The sequence below is a fragment of the Streptomyces sp. SM1 genome (genome assembly GCF_002910825.1).
In the GTDB taxonomy this organism is placed as follows: domain Bacteria; phylum Actinomycetota; class Actinomycetes; order Streptomycetales; family Streptomycetaceae; genus Streptomyces; species Streptomyces okerensis.
This window is the reverse complement of record NZ_NEUB01000655.1, coordinates 1-14,428: the sequence shown is the minus strand read 5'-3', so window position 1 is coordinate 14,428 and position 14,428 is coordinate 1. Positions and strand designations below refer to the sequence as shown.

Genomic DNA, 14,428 nt, shown 5'->3' with positions numbered 1-14,428 from the left:
CGGGGCCGGTGTGGTCGTGCCGGTCGTCGGTGCCGGGCGGGGCCCGGGAACCGTGGTGGTACGCATCCGGGCGCGCTTGCGGGCTCGTGCCTTGGCCGTGGACCAGGGCGTGCGGCGGGCCGGCGCTTTCGCGGCCGGACCGGCCGGCGTCTTCGCGGCGGGACCGGCGGGCGTGGTGCTGCCGGGCTTGGTGGTCTTGGTCTTCGGGCCGGTCTTCTTCTTCGGCTTCTTGACCTTGACCTTGGTGACGATGGGCGGCCCCATCTTCTTGCGGCGGCGCTTGAGCCGCTTGCTCGCGGTCTCGTGCACGGCCTCACCGAAGGTGGTCCGACCTCGTTCGGCGGCCTTGCGGGCCGCGTCCATCTTCTTGCCGTACTCGCGGTCGAAGCGGCGGCACTTGCGGCAGCGGCAGCCGTACGTGTCCGACGCCGCCATGGTGCCGTGCGCGATCCCCGGCGTGAGCTTGAGCTTCTTGCCCTTGCGGGACTTCCCGCCCGGCGCCGTGGGCACCGGGGTCGGGATCGTCCCGCCCTTGCCGGAGCGGGTCTTGCCCTTCTTCCCGCCGCCGCGCTTGCTGCCGGGCGCCGTGGTGCCCGCGCCGCTGCTGCCCTTCCCCTTCGGCTTGGTCTTCGGACCGGTGCCGGAGGTGGTGGTGCCGGGCTTCTTGCGCAGGATCCCGGACGGGCCGGTCGTGCCGCGCGGCGACTTCTTCGTGCCGCTCTTGGGGCCGGTCCCCGTGCCCTTGCCGGTACCGGTCCCCTTCGAGCTGGTCGTGCCGGGCGTGGTCTTCCCGCCCGAACCCGTGCCCTTGCCGGGGCTCTTGGTGCCGGGGCCCGTTCCCTTGCCGGTCCCCGTCCCGGAGCCCGGTCCGCGCTTCTTGCCCAGGCCGCCGGACGAACCGCCGGCCCCGGACCCGGTGCTGCCGGGCCCGCGCTTGCGGTTCGTGGTGGAGCCGCCGCCCCCGGAGGAGCCGGACCCGCCGCCGCTGCCGGGGCCGCGGTTCTTCCTTCCGCCTCCGCCGCCGCTGTTGTTCGGACCCTTGCTGCCTCCGGAGCCTCCGGAGCTTCCCGAGCCGCCGGACGATCCGGGGCCGCGGTTCTTCTTGAGGTTCACGCCGCCGCCCTGCGAGGTGCGCTTGAGCGGGGTGACTCCGGAGCTGTTCTTGTTCGGCGAGGTGGTGCGGCCGCCGCCGCCCGAGCCCGTACCCGGGCCGCGTCCGCGCCCGCCACCACCGCCGCCGGAACCGCTGGGCGAGCGGGTCGTCGACCCGCCGCGTCCCCGGCCGCCCGAGCCGCTGTACGGCCCGCTGCCGCCCCGTCCGGACCTGCCCGGACCCGAGCCGCCGGAGCGGCCTCCCAGACCGCCAGGGCCGCGCTGGAGGGTCTTGCGGCCGTACTCGTGGCTGGGCTGCACCTGCTTCTTCGAACTGCCCCCCGAGGAGCCGTCCTTGGCGGTGCTCGCGGTCTTCGCGACCGCTTCGCGCTGCTCCCGGTTCGCCCGGCCCGCCGCGACGGCGGAGTGGATGCCGCGCATGGCCGCCAGGGACACCGCGAGGATCGCCGCCAGGGACAGCGATCCCAGGCGCGGCGCGGCGGGCTGCGCGCCCTCCGAACGGAAGGTCGCCGGGACCATCGTGCCCGCCGTCGCGGGCGCTGCGGAGGGTGCTGAGGCGGGCTCCGAGTCGGCGGCGAACGGGGCCCCGAGACCGGGCTCGGGCAGGGTCGCGATGACGCCCATCGGGTCGGTTCGCGTCGCGGGTGCAAACGCTTCGGGCGTGGCCGGGGAGGCGTCTGCGGGGGCGGCGAACGGCACGTCGGCCGGGGCCGAAGCAGGGGGTTCCGCGGGGGGTTCGGCCGGGGCGGTGTAGCCCACGCGGGGGAAGTGGATCAGGTTGTTCGGGCCGTCGTCGTCGGCCATGACGTCTCCCTCTCGGAGTTGACAGACGGTCACCGCCTGGGGCACCCTCGCGCGCGCACGACACGCGCGCGCCTTGGGGTGCTCCAGGCGGCGAGGAGGAGGCGGTGATGAAGAAGAACTTCGTCACCCTCCGTTGTTCTTGTAGAAGTCGTGGAGCGTCTTGGTGAGCGCGGGCCACAGGTTCGGCTTGCCGTCGCGTTCGGCCTGGCGGGCCAGGGTCCGGCACGCGTCGTACCAGACCCCGGCCCGCTCCTGGTCGCTCTGGGCTTCGGCGACCCGCGCGTTCCAGAACTTCGCGCGGTTTTGCGTCTGCCGAGGCGTCGTCACTGCCCTTCTCCCTTCGCGAAGTAGTCGTTGATGGTGCGGGTCGGGGCCTGCTCACCACCGGCCGCCATCGGCCACTGGTTCCAGGGGTTGTCCGGGGTCACGAACTCCGCCGGCCGCGCCTGCGGGACCGTGCCCGGGGCCTGCTCGGTGGGGGTGTTGAGCGCGGTCACCGTCTTGTCCAGGGACTTGGCGACGGCGGCGCCCAGGGCGGCCTGCCTGCCCTGCTTGCGCTCCAGCTTCCGGGCCTCCGCCGCGGCCCTGCGCTGGGGGAGCTCCAGGACCTCGTTCTTGTAGGTCGCGTACAGGGCCTCCGCCTTGCTCGCGGCCTCGCCGGACGCCTTCTGCATGGCCTTGAGCTGCCGCGACACCTTCCAGGCGCGGAGCTTCTTGGACATCCAGCGGTCGCCCTCGATCGGCGTCTGCTCCAGACGCCGGCGCACGATGTCCGCGATCTGCCCGTACTGCTGGGCGTCACGAACGTGCTGGTCGCGGACGGTGGCGGTGAAGGCCCGCAGGCCCTCATCCGTGAACAGTGCGTTGATATCCATGAGGTGGGGTTCTCCTTCTCGGGGCGGGGGCGATCTGGGAGGCTTTGTCGTGGCGTTTCGGCGCCTTCACCGCGCTCCCGAGGCGCTGACTTCGTCTCGGGGGCCGGTGGAACCGTCGAAAGGCTCGTTTGTGCAGGTCACTGCTCCGGGCGGTATCCGCCGGCGAGCAGCTCGGCTGCCTCCTGGCGGTACTCCGAGGCAGTGCCGGGCGAGGTGACCGCCAGCTCGCGCTGGATGTCGGCGAGCGGCAGCTGGTCGGCGTCGCCGCCGACGGCGAGGATCATCCGGGCGACCTTGCGGACCGCGCGCTCGCGCGGCTTGAGCTTCGCGGCGTCCTCGGCTTCGACCGCGCGCCGCTCGATTTCGGCAGCGACCCGCCGCGTTTCGGCAGCAGCCCGCTCGGCTTCGGCAGCCTCCTTCTGAGAGCGCGCGATGTCGGCGAGAGCGGCCGCCTGGCGGCGCTCCTCCTCCGCCTTCTTGCGGTCGGCTTCGGCAGCAGCGCGCCGCGTTTCGGCAGCGGCCCTCTCCGTTTCGGCAGCACGCCGATCGGCTTCGGCAGCAGCCTGGCGGGCTTCGGCGATGGCCTGGGTCTCGATGGCCTGTGCCTCCGCCGCGGCGACCCGGTCGGCCTCCGCCGCTTCCTTCCGCTTCTGTGCGGCCTGGCGCTCCAGCTCGGCTGCCTCCAGGTCCGCGGCGGCCGCCGTGCGGCGTGCCTGCGCGATCCGCTCGGTCTCGATCGCGCCGGCCTCCGCAGCAGCGACCTTGTCGGCCTCGGCCGCCGCCTTGCGCTGCTCAGCGGCCTTCCGCTCGAGCTCGGCCTTCTCCAGGTCGGCGGCGGCAGCCGCCCTGCGCTCCTGGGCCTCCTTGCGCTCCGCCTCCGCCTCGCGGGCGCGGGCTTCGGCGATCACGGCGTTGTCGAGGGCCTGCTGCTCCAGCTCAGCGGCCCGCTCTGCGGCACTGACCTGGGCTCGGGCGTGGGCGCGGGCCTGGCCGGTCTGGCCGTCGACCTCCGCCTGGACCAGCTCCACCTTGCCCTTGGCGCGCAGCCGCTCCGCCTCGGACTCCGCCTTGGCGACCTCGCTGCGCGTCTCCGCGTCCAGGCGGCGGCGCTCGGCCTCCTCCGCACGCTCCTGAGCTGCCTGTTCCTGTTCGTCGGGCATGGCCAGGGCCTGGGCGACGGTGTAGCCGTACGGGGCCATCTTCATCGGCAGCAGCTCGTCCTCGGTGGCCTTGGTGATGTCGCCCTCGTACTTGCGCTTGAGCCACTGCTCGTAGGCGATGAGCTCCTGGTCGCGGCGGATCATCTCCGGGTAGGAGGTGACGCCCCACAGCCGCATCCGGCGGAAGATCCGGGCCGTCGCCACCGGGGCGAGCACCCACCGAAGCCACGGGATCGAGTCGCGTTCGGCCTGGTCAGGGCGGACAACGCGGTCGATCGAGGTGCGGCCCAGCTCCACCACCATGATGAAGAGGACCGGGACGACGCCGTGGGCGCCGGCGGCGACGTAGTCCAGCAGCTCCCACGCCCGGTCCTTGGGGGCGCCGGACGCGGCGTTGAGGACGACCGTCGCGGCCGTCAGCAGCCACACCGGGTAGCGGATCCAGCTGATGGGGCGCTTGAGCCAGGCCATCAGCAGGTCAACGGCGATCATGACCATGATGCCGACGTCGACGCCGATCGCGAACAGCTGGCCCTTGCCGAGCGAGCCGAAGCGCAGCTCCTCGTGGGCGAACTGGGCGACGTGCTCGAAGCTGAGGTACAGGCCGATGCCCGCGAGGGCGAGCGCGGCAGCGACGATCGCTCCGGCCGTCCACTTCTGGGTGCCGGTCAGCTTCGCCGGGGAGGGCTTCGTTCCGGTTCCGCTTTCCGTCTCCGAAACGAACGCCGTCGTCTCCGAAACGGTGCCGGGCGTCTGCGAAACCGGCTTGGGCGTTCCCGAAACGGCGGCCGGTGAAGCCGATTCGGGGTCGGGCTCAGCCGCGGATCGCGGCCAGTCGGTGAGCGTCATGGGGGCCTCCGGAGGGGGTCGTTCAGGGCGTGCGCGAAACGGCGGGGGCTGCTCCCGAAACGCGGTGAGGCGTTCCCGAAGCGGTCGGTTGTGCGGATGGTTGCTTGCGAACCGGACACCGGCTCTACCCGCTCCGCACGCACGAAAAGGCCGGCGGCCCGGGGGGCGGGCGGCCGTACTCGCGAAGCGGCGCAGGGCGGGCGCGAAACTGGGATCGGCTCCCGCCGGGCGGGCGCGAAGTCAGCTCGTGTGGAGCTGCGCGCCGTGGCGGCGGAGGTCGTCGGTGGTGATGCCGTAGATCCGGCACTTGTCGATCAGCGGCTTGAGCGCGGTACCGGCGGCGCGCGCCTCGGGCGATCCCTCGCCGAACAGCCGCTGGGTGTTCAGCAGGTCGTTGATCGCGGTCGCGGTGCGGGCGGCGTGCCGCTCGACACGGCCCTCGCCCACCCACTCCTCCGCGATGACGTGGAGCGTGGTGCGCCAGCTGCCGTCGTAGTCGTCGGGGTCGATCGGCGGGATGTCGCTGCCGAAGATCGCGAAGGCGCACGCCTGGGCGGCGGCTTCCGTGCCGGGCTGGAGCGGGGTCATCGTCGTGGCCATGAGGGCCTCCCTCGGCTGTCGGTCCGGGCTGTCCGGCTCCCCGTCACCGCCCGTCCCGGCCGCCGTGGTGCGGCGGTCGGTGCGGGCGGATCAGGCAGCCGCCAGACCGGATCAGGCGGCCTTGGTGCGGTTGCGGGCGGCGCGGCGCTTGATGCGGCGGCGGTCGTCCTCGCTCATGCCGCCCCACACGCCGTGGGCCTCGCCCATCTCCAGCGCCCAGGAGGCGCAGCGCTCCAGTACCGGGCACCTGCGGCACACCGACTTGGCCTCCTCAATCTGCAGGAGTGCCGGGCCGGTGTTGCCGATGGGGAAGAACAGCTCGGGGTCCTCCCGCGTGCAGGCGCCGTCCTCGCGCCAGTTGGTGTTGACCGGCAGGTCGGCGTCGGGGGCGTAGCTGGTGCGTACGATGGAGTCGCGATTCATCAGGGCCTCCCAGAAGGTCCAGAGCAAGAAGTCAGCCCCGGGGTGGCCGCCCCGGGGCTGTTGCGTGTTGTGGCGGCCTGACGGCCGGAGCGGGCGGGAGCTCCCGGCGCTCTCCGCCGGCCCCGGCCGGGAAGGCGCGGGGACGACGGGCAGGGCCGGGGGCGGCGCTGCTTGGATGTGCGGGCGGTCAGCGGCGGTTGTTCTCCGACCGGCGGTTCTGCTCCGCGTTCTTCCGCGACAGTTCCTCGCGTTCGGCGTCGGTGAGGCTGGTGATCACGCCGCCACCTCCCAGCCGGTCGACGCCGGGGCGGTGTTGAGAACGAGGACCAGGGCGACGTCGACGCGGGCGGCGTCCTCGTGGGGCTCGTAGCCCTTGGAGTCGTCTTCGCGCTCGATGTCGTCGATGATCCCGGCCTGCGGCTGCGCCGCGGTGCGTGTCATGCTGTGCTGCATCAGGTCCTCCGAGTCAGGTCCTGGACAGCTCCCGGGCCGCAATCCCAAGGGCTGTCGCGATCACTCCCCACTTGGGGAGCTGACTGCTTGTACGAGCAGCCACGGCCCCGGCCGCCCCTCTGCGGGGTGGCCGGGGCCGTGGTCGTTCGTCCGGAGCGGGTCAGCTCGCGCGGCGCTCGGGGTGCAGCGTCGTGAGCGGAACCGGCGGCGCTCCCAGCGGCGCGGCACCGGCGGGCATCTGCGCGCGGCGGGTGTCGGCGTCGCGAACCGCGGACTCGGTAGCCGCCCACTGCTCCTTACGCAGCCGCCACAGAGGCCGGCCGTCGCCGGGCTCGTCGCCCGCCGGCGTCTGCTTCTGCGCGGCGATCTGGCTGACGGCCGGGGCGACCGCGACCTTGGGCTTGCGCCGCACGGTGGTCCGGCGGCGGTGCACGGTCTCCGAGTTGCCGTCCGTCAGGTGCTCCTCCCACTTCCGGACCGTGACGTCGACGAGGACCAGGCGGTTGCTGCCCAGACGGCACCGGACGGCCGCGTCCTTGCCCGCGCGGCCGGTGTCGTGTGGCACGACCTTGGGCTTCTTGGTCTGGATGCCGGTGATCGGCACCCACGTCTCGCAGTCGGGGCAGACCAGCGATGCACAGGCGGGGCGCAGGTCGTACTGGTGGGGCCGGAGGGTGGAGAGGGCCAGCGCCGGGCGGGCGTTGACGGTGCGGGAGCGGGTCCGGCTGCGGCGGGGACGGGCAGTGCGCTCAAGGGTCGAAGCAGACATCTGAACTCCTCACGGACGGAGCGGCGGGGGCGCGGGTCGCGATGCTCTCTCCGCCCTCCGGGCCGCACGGCACGAGGCCGGCGTCCCGCAGGACAGACAGCGCACAGCGCTGCGACGTGCACGCAGTCGTCGCGGCCGTCAGGCTCCGGGGGAGTTCGGTGGTGCTCTCAACCCCGGCCGCCCCGGAGGGCGGACGACTACTGCGGTAGTGCTTGGGGCGTAGCCCCTGCTCAACGGAGCGTTAGGGCTATCGCTATCGCCTAGTAGAGACCATGGCGCGCCCCCGAGTCAATAGCGATAGCTCTATTCGTGTCGATCGCTTGTGCTCGCACATCGCAGACTGATAGAGCTAGCCCTAGAATCAGATCCGCGCAGCACTCTGAAAGGTGGCTCCGATGCCCGTCTCGTATCGCGACATCGCAGCTGACCTGCGACAGCAGATCAGCGAGGGGCGATACCTGCCGGGCGACAAGCTGCCCATGCTCACCGAACTCCAAGCCCAGTACGGCGCCGGCTACCAGACCGTGCGAAGCGCCATCTCGCTCCTGGAGCAAGAGGGACTCGTCGTCGCGGTGCGCCGCAGAGGGACCATCGTGCGAGAGCGCCCCGAGAAGCGGCGCATCACCCGATCCCGTCAAGTGTTCCGCGACGAGATCGGCTACTACTTCGACCCGACTGCCCAACCGTGGGTGGCTCTGGAGCCCCCCACCGTGCGATGGGGTGTCGTGCCGGTCGATCTCGCTGCCCTTATGGGACTGGCCACCGGATCCGAAGTCCTCGTTCGCGACCGCGTGATGGGTGACCCCGAAACCAGGAAGCCGAAGCAGTTGGCCACCAGCTACCTCCCGGCCGACCTCGCTCGAGGAACTCGACTGGCGGAAGCCGACACCGGGCCGGGGGGCATCTACGACCGCTTGGAGGAGATGGGCCACCGCCCGCTCCGCTGGAGTGAAGGCGTCTCCGCCCGCATGCCCTCGCCCGAAGAGGCGGAGGCCCTGGATCTCCCGGCCGACGTTGGCGTCCCACTCCTGCGCGTCGTGCGGGTCACGACCTCCCCCAACGGCGGCGTCGTCGAGCTGAACGACACCAGGATGAGCGCCGAAGAGTTCGAGATCGGCTACTCCATCCGACGCCACGCAAGCGCTCGACTCGCTGATGAGGACGGGGACGGCGACGACGACCACTGACTGCACCTCACGTCCTGCTTGCTGATCTGGTGAGGGCCATCACACCCGGGTCGGACAGGGCGAACCATCACAAGGACTTGTCGAAGCTCGTACGCACCGCCATTCACGCGTTTTCAACATCCGCGTATACATGCGATTTGCAGCCCGAGCCCTAGGCTCGCGGCCATGACGATGACGGAGGGGCACAGGGTGGGGAAGCAGCGTGCGGGGTGGAGGCCGGACCGGTTGCGCGAGCAGCGTGAGGCCCACGGCCTGACCCTGGAGAAGGCCGGCGAACGCCTGCGGGAAGTAGCCGAGCAAGCCAAGCTCAAGGGCATCCCAGCTGCGAATCCCCAGACTTTGTGGCAGCACGAGCAGGGCGAGGTATATCCGGGCCCGCATTACCGGCGCGCATACTGCCTGCTCTACCGCGCGACCGAGCCAGATCTCGGCTTCCGAACTGCCCTGCCGGGCGAGGAGACGTCGTTCAAGCTGACGCCGATGGACGACCGTCTCAACGGCGCGCACGTCCTGGCTGTCGAACGAGCCATTCACCGCATCTCGCCGGGCACCGAGGACGCCGGCCACTTCGCTCTCCAGCAGCGGATCATCGACGCATGGAAGCGCCGACACACCGGCGGCGACCCGCATCGTCCAGTCCTGATCCTGGTGGGCGGATTCGCAGGCAGCGGGAAGACCGAGCTCGCGCGCTTCTTCGTCCAGCTCACCGGCTGGCCGTTGCTCGACAAGGACCCGCTCACCCGACCGCTCGTGGAACGGCTCCTGGTGGCGCTGGGCGGCGATCCGAACGACCGGCACACAGAGCTCTACAGGGAGCGTGTCCGGTCTGTGGAGTACGACTGCCTCATGCAGTCAGCCATGGCCAACATCAAGTGCGGGATCAGCACTGTGCTTTCGGCGCCGTTCATCTCGGAGATGACCGACCCGGACTGGATGCAGCGCCTGTGCAACCGGGCCGCGTCCATGGGCGTCGACGTCTTCCCGGTGTGGGTGCAATGCGACGAGGAATCGATGCGGGAGTACATCACTTTCCGCTCTGCGGCCCGGGACGCGTGGAAGCTCGCCCGGTGGGACGAGTACATGGCGACCATCGACTTGGAGCTGCGCCCGGCGGTGCCGCACCTGGTCGTTGACAACAGGTTGGGCACCGCGGTGACGCTCGCGGACCAGGCCCGGCAGGCGATGGGGGCGATGTACGCGTGATCGAACGTCAGGGCGTGATTCTTTACGGCCCGCCGGCGGCGGGCAAGGACACCGTCACCATGGCGCTCACCGAGCTGCGCCCGCAGTACCGCCAGTTTGCGCGGCTCAAGGTCGGGTCTGGTAAGTCGGCTGGCTACCGGATGGGCACTGCAGAGCAGTTGCGCGAGCTGGAGGCTGCGGGCGACGTCGTCTACGCGAACACCCGGTACGGCAACACGTACGCGATCGACCGGCCCGGCGTCGATGCCGCGTTCGCGGCCGGGGTGCCCGTGGTGCACCTCGGGCAGGTCGACGGCATCCGAGCGTTGATGGACGGCTACCCTGCCGACTGGTCGGTGGTGTTGCTGTGGTGCCCGCGCGAAGTGACCGAGCAGCGGTCGGCGAGGCGTGGCGACAGCGACACCGCGGCGCGCCTGGCGGCGTGGGACGCGACCCGCGAGGATCTGGACGCGCACCCAGGCATGGTGTGGGACCTGACAGTGGACACCACGGTGTCGGCACCGCAGGACGCGGCCCGGCTCATCGACCAGCTGCTGGCGCAGCGGGCGGGAGCGGCGACGGCATGAGCGCGGGCTACGGGTGGGCGAGTCGGTCCAAGGCGTCGGTGAGCGTGAGCTCGCCGTCCTTGGCGTCGTTCCACCGTGCCAGCGTGGCCGCGGTCGCCCGCAGCATCTCCGGTGGAAGGCCGGCGGCCGCGAGCGCGTCGGCAGCTTCCTCCAGCTCGGGGCCCCAGCGCCAAGCGCGGGCCGCAGTCTTGGCCACGTACTGCGGCTCGGACAGGTATGAGTCGGTGCGCCTCGAGGCGACCTCAATGAGCTCCTGGTCGACCCCGTGCTCCCGTGCCATGCCGACCGCGAGTGCCACCAGCACTCGGCTGGTCTTCTGGAAAGAGGCGTACGACAGCTTCAACGCGGACGCCTTCCCGACTTCCGTGCCCAATACCGCCGTGCGAACGGCGGTGCCCACGAACAGGGCCTCGATGCGCTCGGTCGCGTCGGCCGGGCCGGAGAGGTACAGGGTCGGGGTCTTGCCGCCGACCGGCGGGGAGCCGACGACGCCTCCGTCCACGACCGTCACAGGCGGTGCGAGCAGCGCGGCGATCCGCTGCGCCCGCCCGGGGTTGATGGCGTTCGCCTCCACATACACCCCTCCGAAGCGGTGCCCGGCGACGTCGCGCGCCAGGTCCTCGGCAGCGGCCGGCGGGCAGAGGCTGATGACGATGTCGCTGCGGTCCAGCAGCTCATACAGCGTGGCTACGGGCGTCAGGCCGAACTGGTCGGCGCGCGCAGCGGACGCGGTGCTGCGCTCGGCCTCGCACCACAGAACCGCGGCCGCGTTGGTCGCGGCGCAGGCGGCGACGGCGGCGCCCATGCTGCCGGGGTGGAGGATGCCGACGGTCGGCTGGTCCACGGTGCTACTCCGTCTCTGCGAGCAGGATGGCGATGGCGTCGGCGACGTCGTCGACGACGTGGTGCGCGGAGGGAAGGCCGTCCGGCCAGGGTCGGCCGCGCAGCCAGATGGTGCGCAGGCCGGCCTGGTGGCCACCGACCACGTCTCCCGCCGGGTTGTCGCCGACCATCCAGCCGCCGTCCGCGAGGCTCACGCCGCACCGGGAGGCCGCGAGTTCGAAGAGGCGCAGGTCCGGCTTGCGGATCTCCAGGTCGCCCGAGGCGGCGACGCCGTCGACCAGGGAGGCGAGGCCGGTCCCGGCGAGCTTGGCGCGCTGGATGTCGCCAGCCCCGTTGGTGACGACGCCGATCGTCCACGCGGCTGCGCGCAGACGGGCCAGGCCCTCGAGGACCTCGGGGCGACAGGTGACGGCGGCCGCCATGAGGTCGACGTACTCCTGCCACAGGGCCGCAGCCGACGCTTCCAGCCCGAAGGCTTCCCGCAGCCGAGCGAAGTCACCGATGGTCGCGCGGTCGGCCAGCGCGGTGCGCAGCCACTGTTCGGCATCTGGGGAGAGCTTCAGGGAGCGGCACAGGCACGTCAACGCGTCGCTGAGTGCCGACTGCCGGTCGGCCAGCGTGCCGTCCAGATCGAAAAACACGAGGCGGGCCACGTGCACGGACCCTACCGGGCTCCGGTCGGCACGCAGCTCACGGTGATGTCCACTCCCGGACGTAGATCGCATCGTGTATCTTTCAGGGGACCATCGATCTTGAAAGGCTGCGCCGTGACCGACCCGGACCGCTTGAAGCGGGTCGACGCCCTCGTGGACGACGTCCTGCCACCGCCAGCTGTGCGCGCGAAGTTGCGCCTCGCGGCTGGCCTCACGCAGCAGGAAGTCGCGGAGGCCGTGGGCGTGAAGCGTCTGGCCGTGGCTCGTTGGGAGCTGGGGCAGACCCACCCCCGACGTCCGCACCGCGCTGTCTACATGCACCTGCTCAAGCGGCTTGCGGAGCGGTATCCCGAAGCCGCGAAGCCGGATGAGGGCATGCCGACGCCAGCCTCGGAATCAAGGGGGTCGGGGTGACGTAGTCGCCACCGGCCGCGCCGGCCAGAAGAGCGGACGGACATCCACTCGGCCTCGCGCGACCCTTCGCTCCGACCGGGTTTGACACCCCGGATCGGTTGCTCGGTCCCGGCTGGACACCGGGTTCCGAGCTTCGGCTCATCGAGCCAGTTCACCTAGCAAAACCCCGCCTTCGACAAGCGGGTCGGCCCCTTCGACAAGGGCCTCAGCACCAGCAACACCCGGTCGCGGACAACGACCGGCGCTTCACCCCACCGAGGGCCCTGGACAGGGGCCCCGCAGCAAGACCCAGACGAGAGGAGAAATCTCCCCCCACCACAGGCCGTGGTGGTGACGCTCACCCGCTCCTCCCGGAGGGGGCTTGGTGTCTCCCAGTCAGTTCGTCGGCCGTCCCGCTTTCGCGGGGTGGTCCGGCTCGCATATGAGAGTTGGTGTCCCCGTCATAGTGCCCGACCTGGTGTCCCCTTGTCAGCTCGACCGTGCCCGATTCGCACCGGTTCGAGCCATCAACGCTTCCCGCGTGACGGGATTCGCATTCCGCATTTGCGCAGTTCAAGGCATTAATCACGAAGATCCCTCGGGGTGGAGTGTCACACCGACCCCGGTCCGCGACACCTATCCGGAGAGGGGGGCCTATGCCCTCCTGGCGGCCACCGGGGGTGCGCCGCTGGTCAGCCGCGTTCGGCTTTCCGTTGTCCACAGCTCCGGCGCCGGTCGCCGGACTCTGTCCACAGGTCGTTCGGTGCAGGTTCGCCGGATGGATGAGGAAGCGCGCGCTCTGCCCCGAAAGGGGGGTGTCCGCTTTGGCGTGTACACCAGCCCGATGGCGACTCAGGCGGTATCTGCGACCCCGGCCGGGACGGTGGGCCGATGAGCGGCGTGGCGGCACCGGCCGCCGTGCTGCTCCCTTCCCCGCGTCCGTCGGTCGACGACGACGTCTCCGTGCTGCCCGGCCTGTACGTGCCGGAGGCGAGCCAGTGGCTGTCGACGTCGGCGGGCCGGATCGCTGGCGACGGCTACTCGTGGATGCAGGCGGTCCACTGGGTCGCCGGGTCCGGGCTCTACAAGCCGCGGCGGCACCGGTCGCACGGCCCGCGTTCCTTCGGGGCGACGACCGTGCGCGTCGCCCAGGAGCTCGCGGAGCTGTTCCCGTGCCGTCCGGGGATCGAGTACCTGGTGCGGCGCACCGGCCTGTCCGAGCGGTCGGTGGAGTACCACCTGGGCATGCTGCGGGAGGCCGGGCTGCTCGCGTGGATCGTCAAGGGGACGCGAGTGTCGGGCGGCCCGGCGCAGGCCAGCGAGTTCGCGCGGATGATCCCGGTGGAGTTCGACGTCGCGCTCGGCATCCGCACGGTGCAGCGGGACGAGGACGCTCCGGCGTACACGCGGGCGGCGTCCGGGATCGCGGAGTCCGGCCGGGAGCTGATGGCGAAGCTGGCGAAGAAGGCGTCGCGGAAGGTGCGCAAGCCGCGCTCGAAGACGTCGTCGAAGGCCCCGGCGAGGGGTGCCCGGAAGGGTGCTGAGCAGGGGGTTGTGACGGCTGTTTCGGATGAGGCCCGTTGCACCCCAATGCAGGTCGGTACCTCAACTGTTTCTTCTGCGGGTGGTACTTCCTTCCCCCCTGAGAGCAAGCTCGCAAGCGGGGATGCCAAGTCCCCCACCCCGAAGAAGTCGAAGGCGAAGGCCGGCGGCCGCCGGAAGCTGAACGTCGTCGGGCGCCGCTTCCAGCTGGCCCGTGAGCTCACCCAGGAGCTGGACTGGCTGCGCGGCTGCTCTGTGGCCCGGATCGCCTGGGTGGCCCGGGGCGTGGCTGATGCCGGATGGACCGTGACCGACGTGAAGGGCTGGCTGCACCTGCGCGGCGAGGCGGCCCGGGTCCGCCGTGGCTCGGGTCTGCTTGCCGTGCTGCTGGCCGGTGCGGAGACAGTCCTCGACACCCCGGCCAAGCGGGCCGACGCCGTCGAGCAGTGGCGCGGTGCCCAGGAAGCCGCCCGCCGCCACCGCATCCAGCAGGTCCGCGCCCGCACCGAGCGCTACGAGGGCGACTGGGATGCCCCGACCAGCCGCGCCGTCCAGCGGCAGGTCGACGAGGCGTTCGCCGCCTCGTTCCGGCCCAAGCCCTGGGCTGCCGCGCCCGACACGGAGGCCCTGCCCGAGGTGTCCGGCGTGGGCGGCCTCGAGGACGACGTGGTGGCCGAGGCCCGTGCGGAGGCCCGGCAGCGGCTGATGGTCGGCGACACCTCGCTGATCACCGTGGCGGTCGACGCCATGGGCCGCGAGACCGCAGAGCAGCTCTACGGCGCCGACCTGGTGCGCCGCGCTCTGCAGCTGGCGAGCGGCGCCCGCAGCTCGCTGATGACGTACGGACGCCGGTAGGAGGCCGAGATGACCGAGACGATCACCCCCATCGAGCCGCCCGCCGCCGACGGCCCGGAGCTGTCCGGCGTCGACCTCGCCCGGGTTGCGCTGCACGCCGCTCGCGAGGCCGCCAGGAAGCGCGGCGAGAGCGAGGCCCG

Annotated in this window: 14 protein-coding genes and 1 pseudogene; 5 read left to right on the top strand and 10 right to left on the bottom strand. The window is 71.6% G+C overall.

The features are described from left to right. The 8 genes and pseudogenes from B9S61_RS40895 to B9S61_RS17410 all read right to left on the bottom strand — a co-directional run. Positions 1–1,917, bottom strand: a pseudogene (locus B9S61_RS40895) (hypothetical protein); the annotation flags it as partial. A gap of 123 nt (positions 1,918–2,040) precedes the next feature. After that, entirely contained in the window at positions 2,041–2,244 is a 204-nt protein-coding gene (locus B9S61_RS17440) for a hypothetical protein (protein WP_031066211.1), read from the bottom strand. After that, positions 2,241–2,792, bottom strand: coding sequence for a hypothetical protein (locus tag B9S61_RS17435; protein WP_103543093.1), 552 nt, complete (start codon positions 2,790–2,792; stop codon positions 2,241–2,243). The genes B9S61_RS17440 and B9S61_RS17435 overlap by 4 nt, the downstream gene beginning before the upstream one ends. Positions 2,793–2,929: 137 nt before the next feature. Then, positions 2,930–4,801, bottom strand: coding sequence for a DUF2637 domain-containing protein (locus tag B9S61_RS17430; RefSeq protein ID WP_103543092.1), 1,872 nt, complete (start codon positions 4,799–4,801; stop codon positions 2,930–2,932). A gap of 240 nt (positions 4,802–5,041) precedes the next feature. Then, positions 5,042–5,401 carry a hypothetical protein gene (locus B9S61_RS17425; RefSeq protein WP_258039707.1) on the bottom strand — a complete coding sequence of 120 codons (360 nt, stop codon included), beginning with the start codon at positions 5,399–5,401 and terminating at the stop codon, positions 5,042–5,044. A gap of 111 nt (positions 5,402–5,512) precedes the next feature. After that, entirely contained in the window at positions 5,513–5,824 is a 312-nt protein-coding gene (locus tag B9S61_RS17420; protein WP_103543095.1) for a WhiB family transcriptional regulator, read from the bottom strand. A gap of 273 nt (positions 5,825–6,097) precedes the next feature. Next, positions 6,098–6,265: a hypothetical protein gene (locus tag B9S61_RS17415; RefSeq protein WP_258039706.1), complete on the bottom strand. Its 168-nt coding sequence runs from the start codon at positions 6,263–6,265 to the stop codon at positions 6,098–6,100. Between the two features lie 172 nt (positions 6,266–6,437). Further along, positions 6,438–7,046: a hypothetical protein gene (locus tag B9S61_RS17410; RefSeq protein WP_103543090.1), complete on the bottom strand. Its 609-nt coding sequence runs from the start codon at positions 7,044–7,046 to the stop codon at positions 6,438–6,440. 395 nt (positions 7,047–7,441) lie between these two features. On the opposite strand from B9S61_RS17410, the gene B9S61_RS17405 reads away from it, so the two are divergent. The 3 genes from B9S61_RS17405 to B9S61_RS17395 all read left to right on the top strand — a co-directional run bounded on the left by B9S61_RS17405 (position 7,442) and on the right by B9S61_RS17395 (position 10,002). Further along, a complete protein-coding gene (locus B9S61_RS17405) occupies positions 7,442–8,233 on the top strand; it encodes a GntR family transcriptional regulator (RefSeq protein ID WP_103543089.1) in 792 nt (263 codons plus the stop codon). Positions 8,234–8,398: 165 nt separating this feature from the next. Further along, complete coding sequence (locus B9S61_RS17400) at positions 8,399–9,436, top strand: AAA family ATPase (RefSeq protein WP_181007407.1); 1,038 nt, start codon at positions 8,399–8,401, stop codon at positions 9,434–9,436. Further along, entirely contained in the window at positions 9,433–10,002 is a 570-nt protein-coding gene (locus B9S61_RS17395) for a guanylate kinase (protein WP_103543088.1), read from the top strand. Before B9S61_RS17400 ends, B9S61_RS17395 begins: the two co-directional genes overlap by 4 nt. Before the next feature lie 7 nt (positions 10,003–10,009). Here B9S61_RS17395 and B9S61_RS17390 read toward each other — a convergent pair whose 3' ends face one another. Continuing rightward, a complete protein-coding gene (locus tag B9S61_RS17390; protein WP_103543087.1) occupies positions 10,010–10,846 on the bottom strand; it encodes an NAD(P)-dependent oxidoreductase in 837 nt (278 codons plus the stop codon). A gap of 4 nt (positions 10,847–10,850) precedes the next feature. Continuing rightward, entirely contained in the window at positions 10,851–11,498 is a 648-nt protein-coding gene (locus B9S61_RS17385; protein ID WP_258039705.1) for an HAD family hydrolase, read from the bottom strand. A gap of 114 nt (positions 11,499–11,612) precedes the next feature. Here B9S61_RS17385 and B9S61_RS17380 point away from each other — a divergent pair, with 114 nt between their 5' ends. Together B9S61_RS17380 and B9S61_RS17375 are read left to right on the top strand one after the other, a co-directional pair. Continuing rightward, positions 11,613–11,912 carry a helix-turn-helix domain-containing protein gene (locus B9S61_RS17380; protein WP_103543085.1) on the top strand — a complete coding sequence of 100 codons (300 nt, stop codon included), beginning with the start codon at positions 11,613–11,615 and terminating at the stop codon, positions 11,910–11,912. 870 nt (positions 11,913–12,782) lie between these two features. After that, a complete protein-coding gene (locus B9S61_RS17375) occupies positions 12,783–14,288 on the top strand; it encodes a hypothetical protein (RefSeq protein WP_103543084.1) in 1,506 nt (501 codons plus the stop codon). Positions 14,289–14,428: the final 140 nt, after the last annotated feature.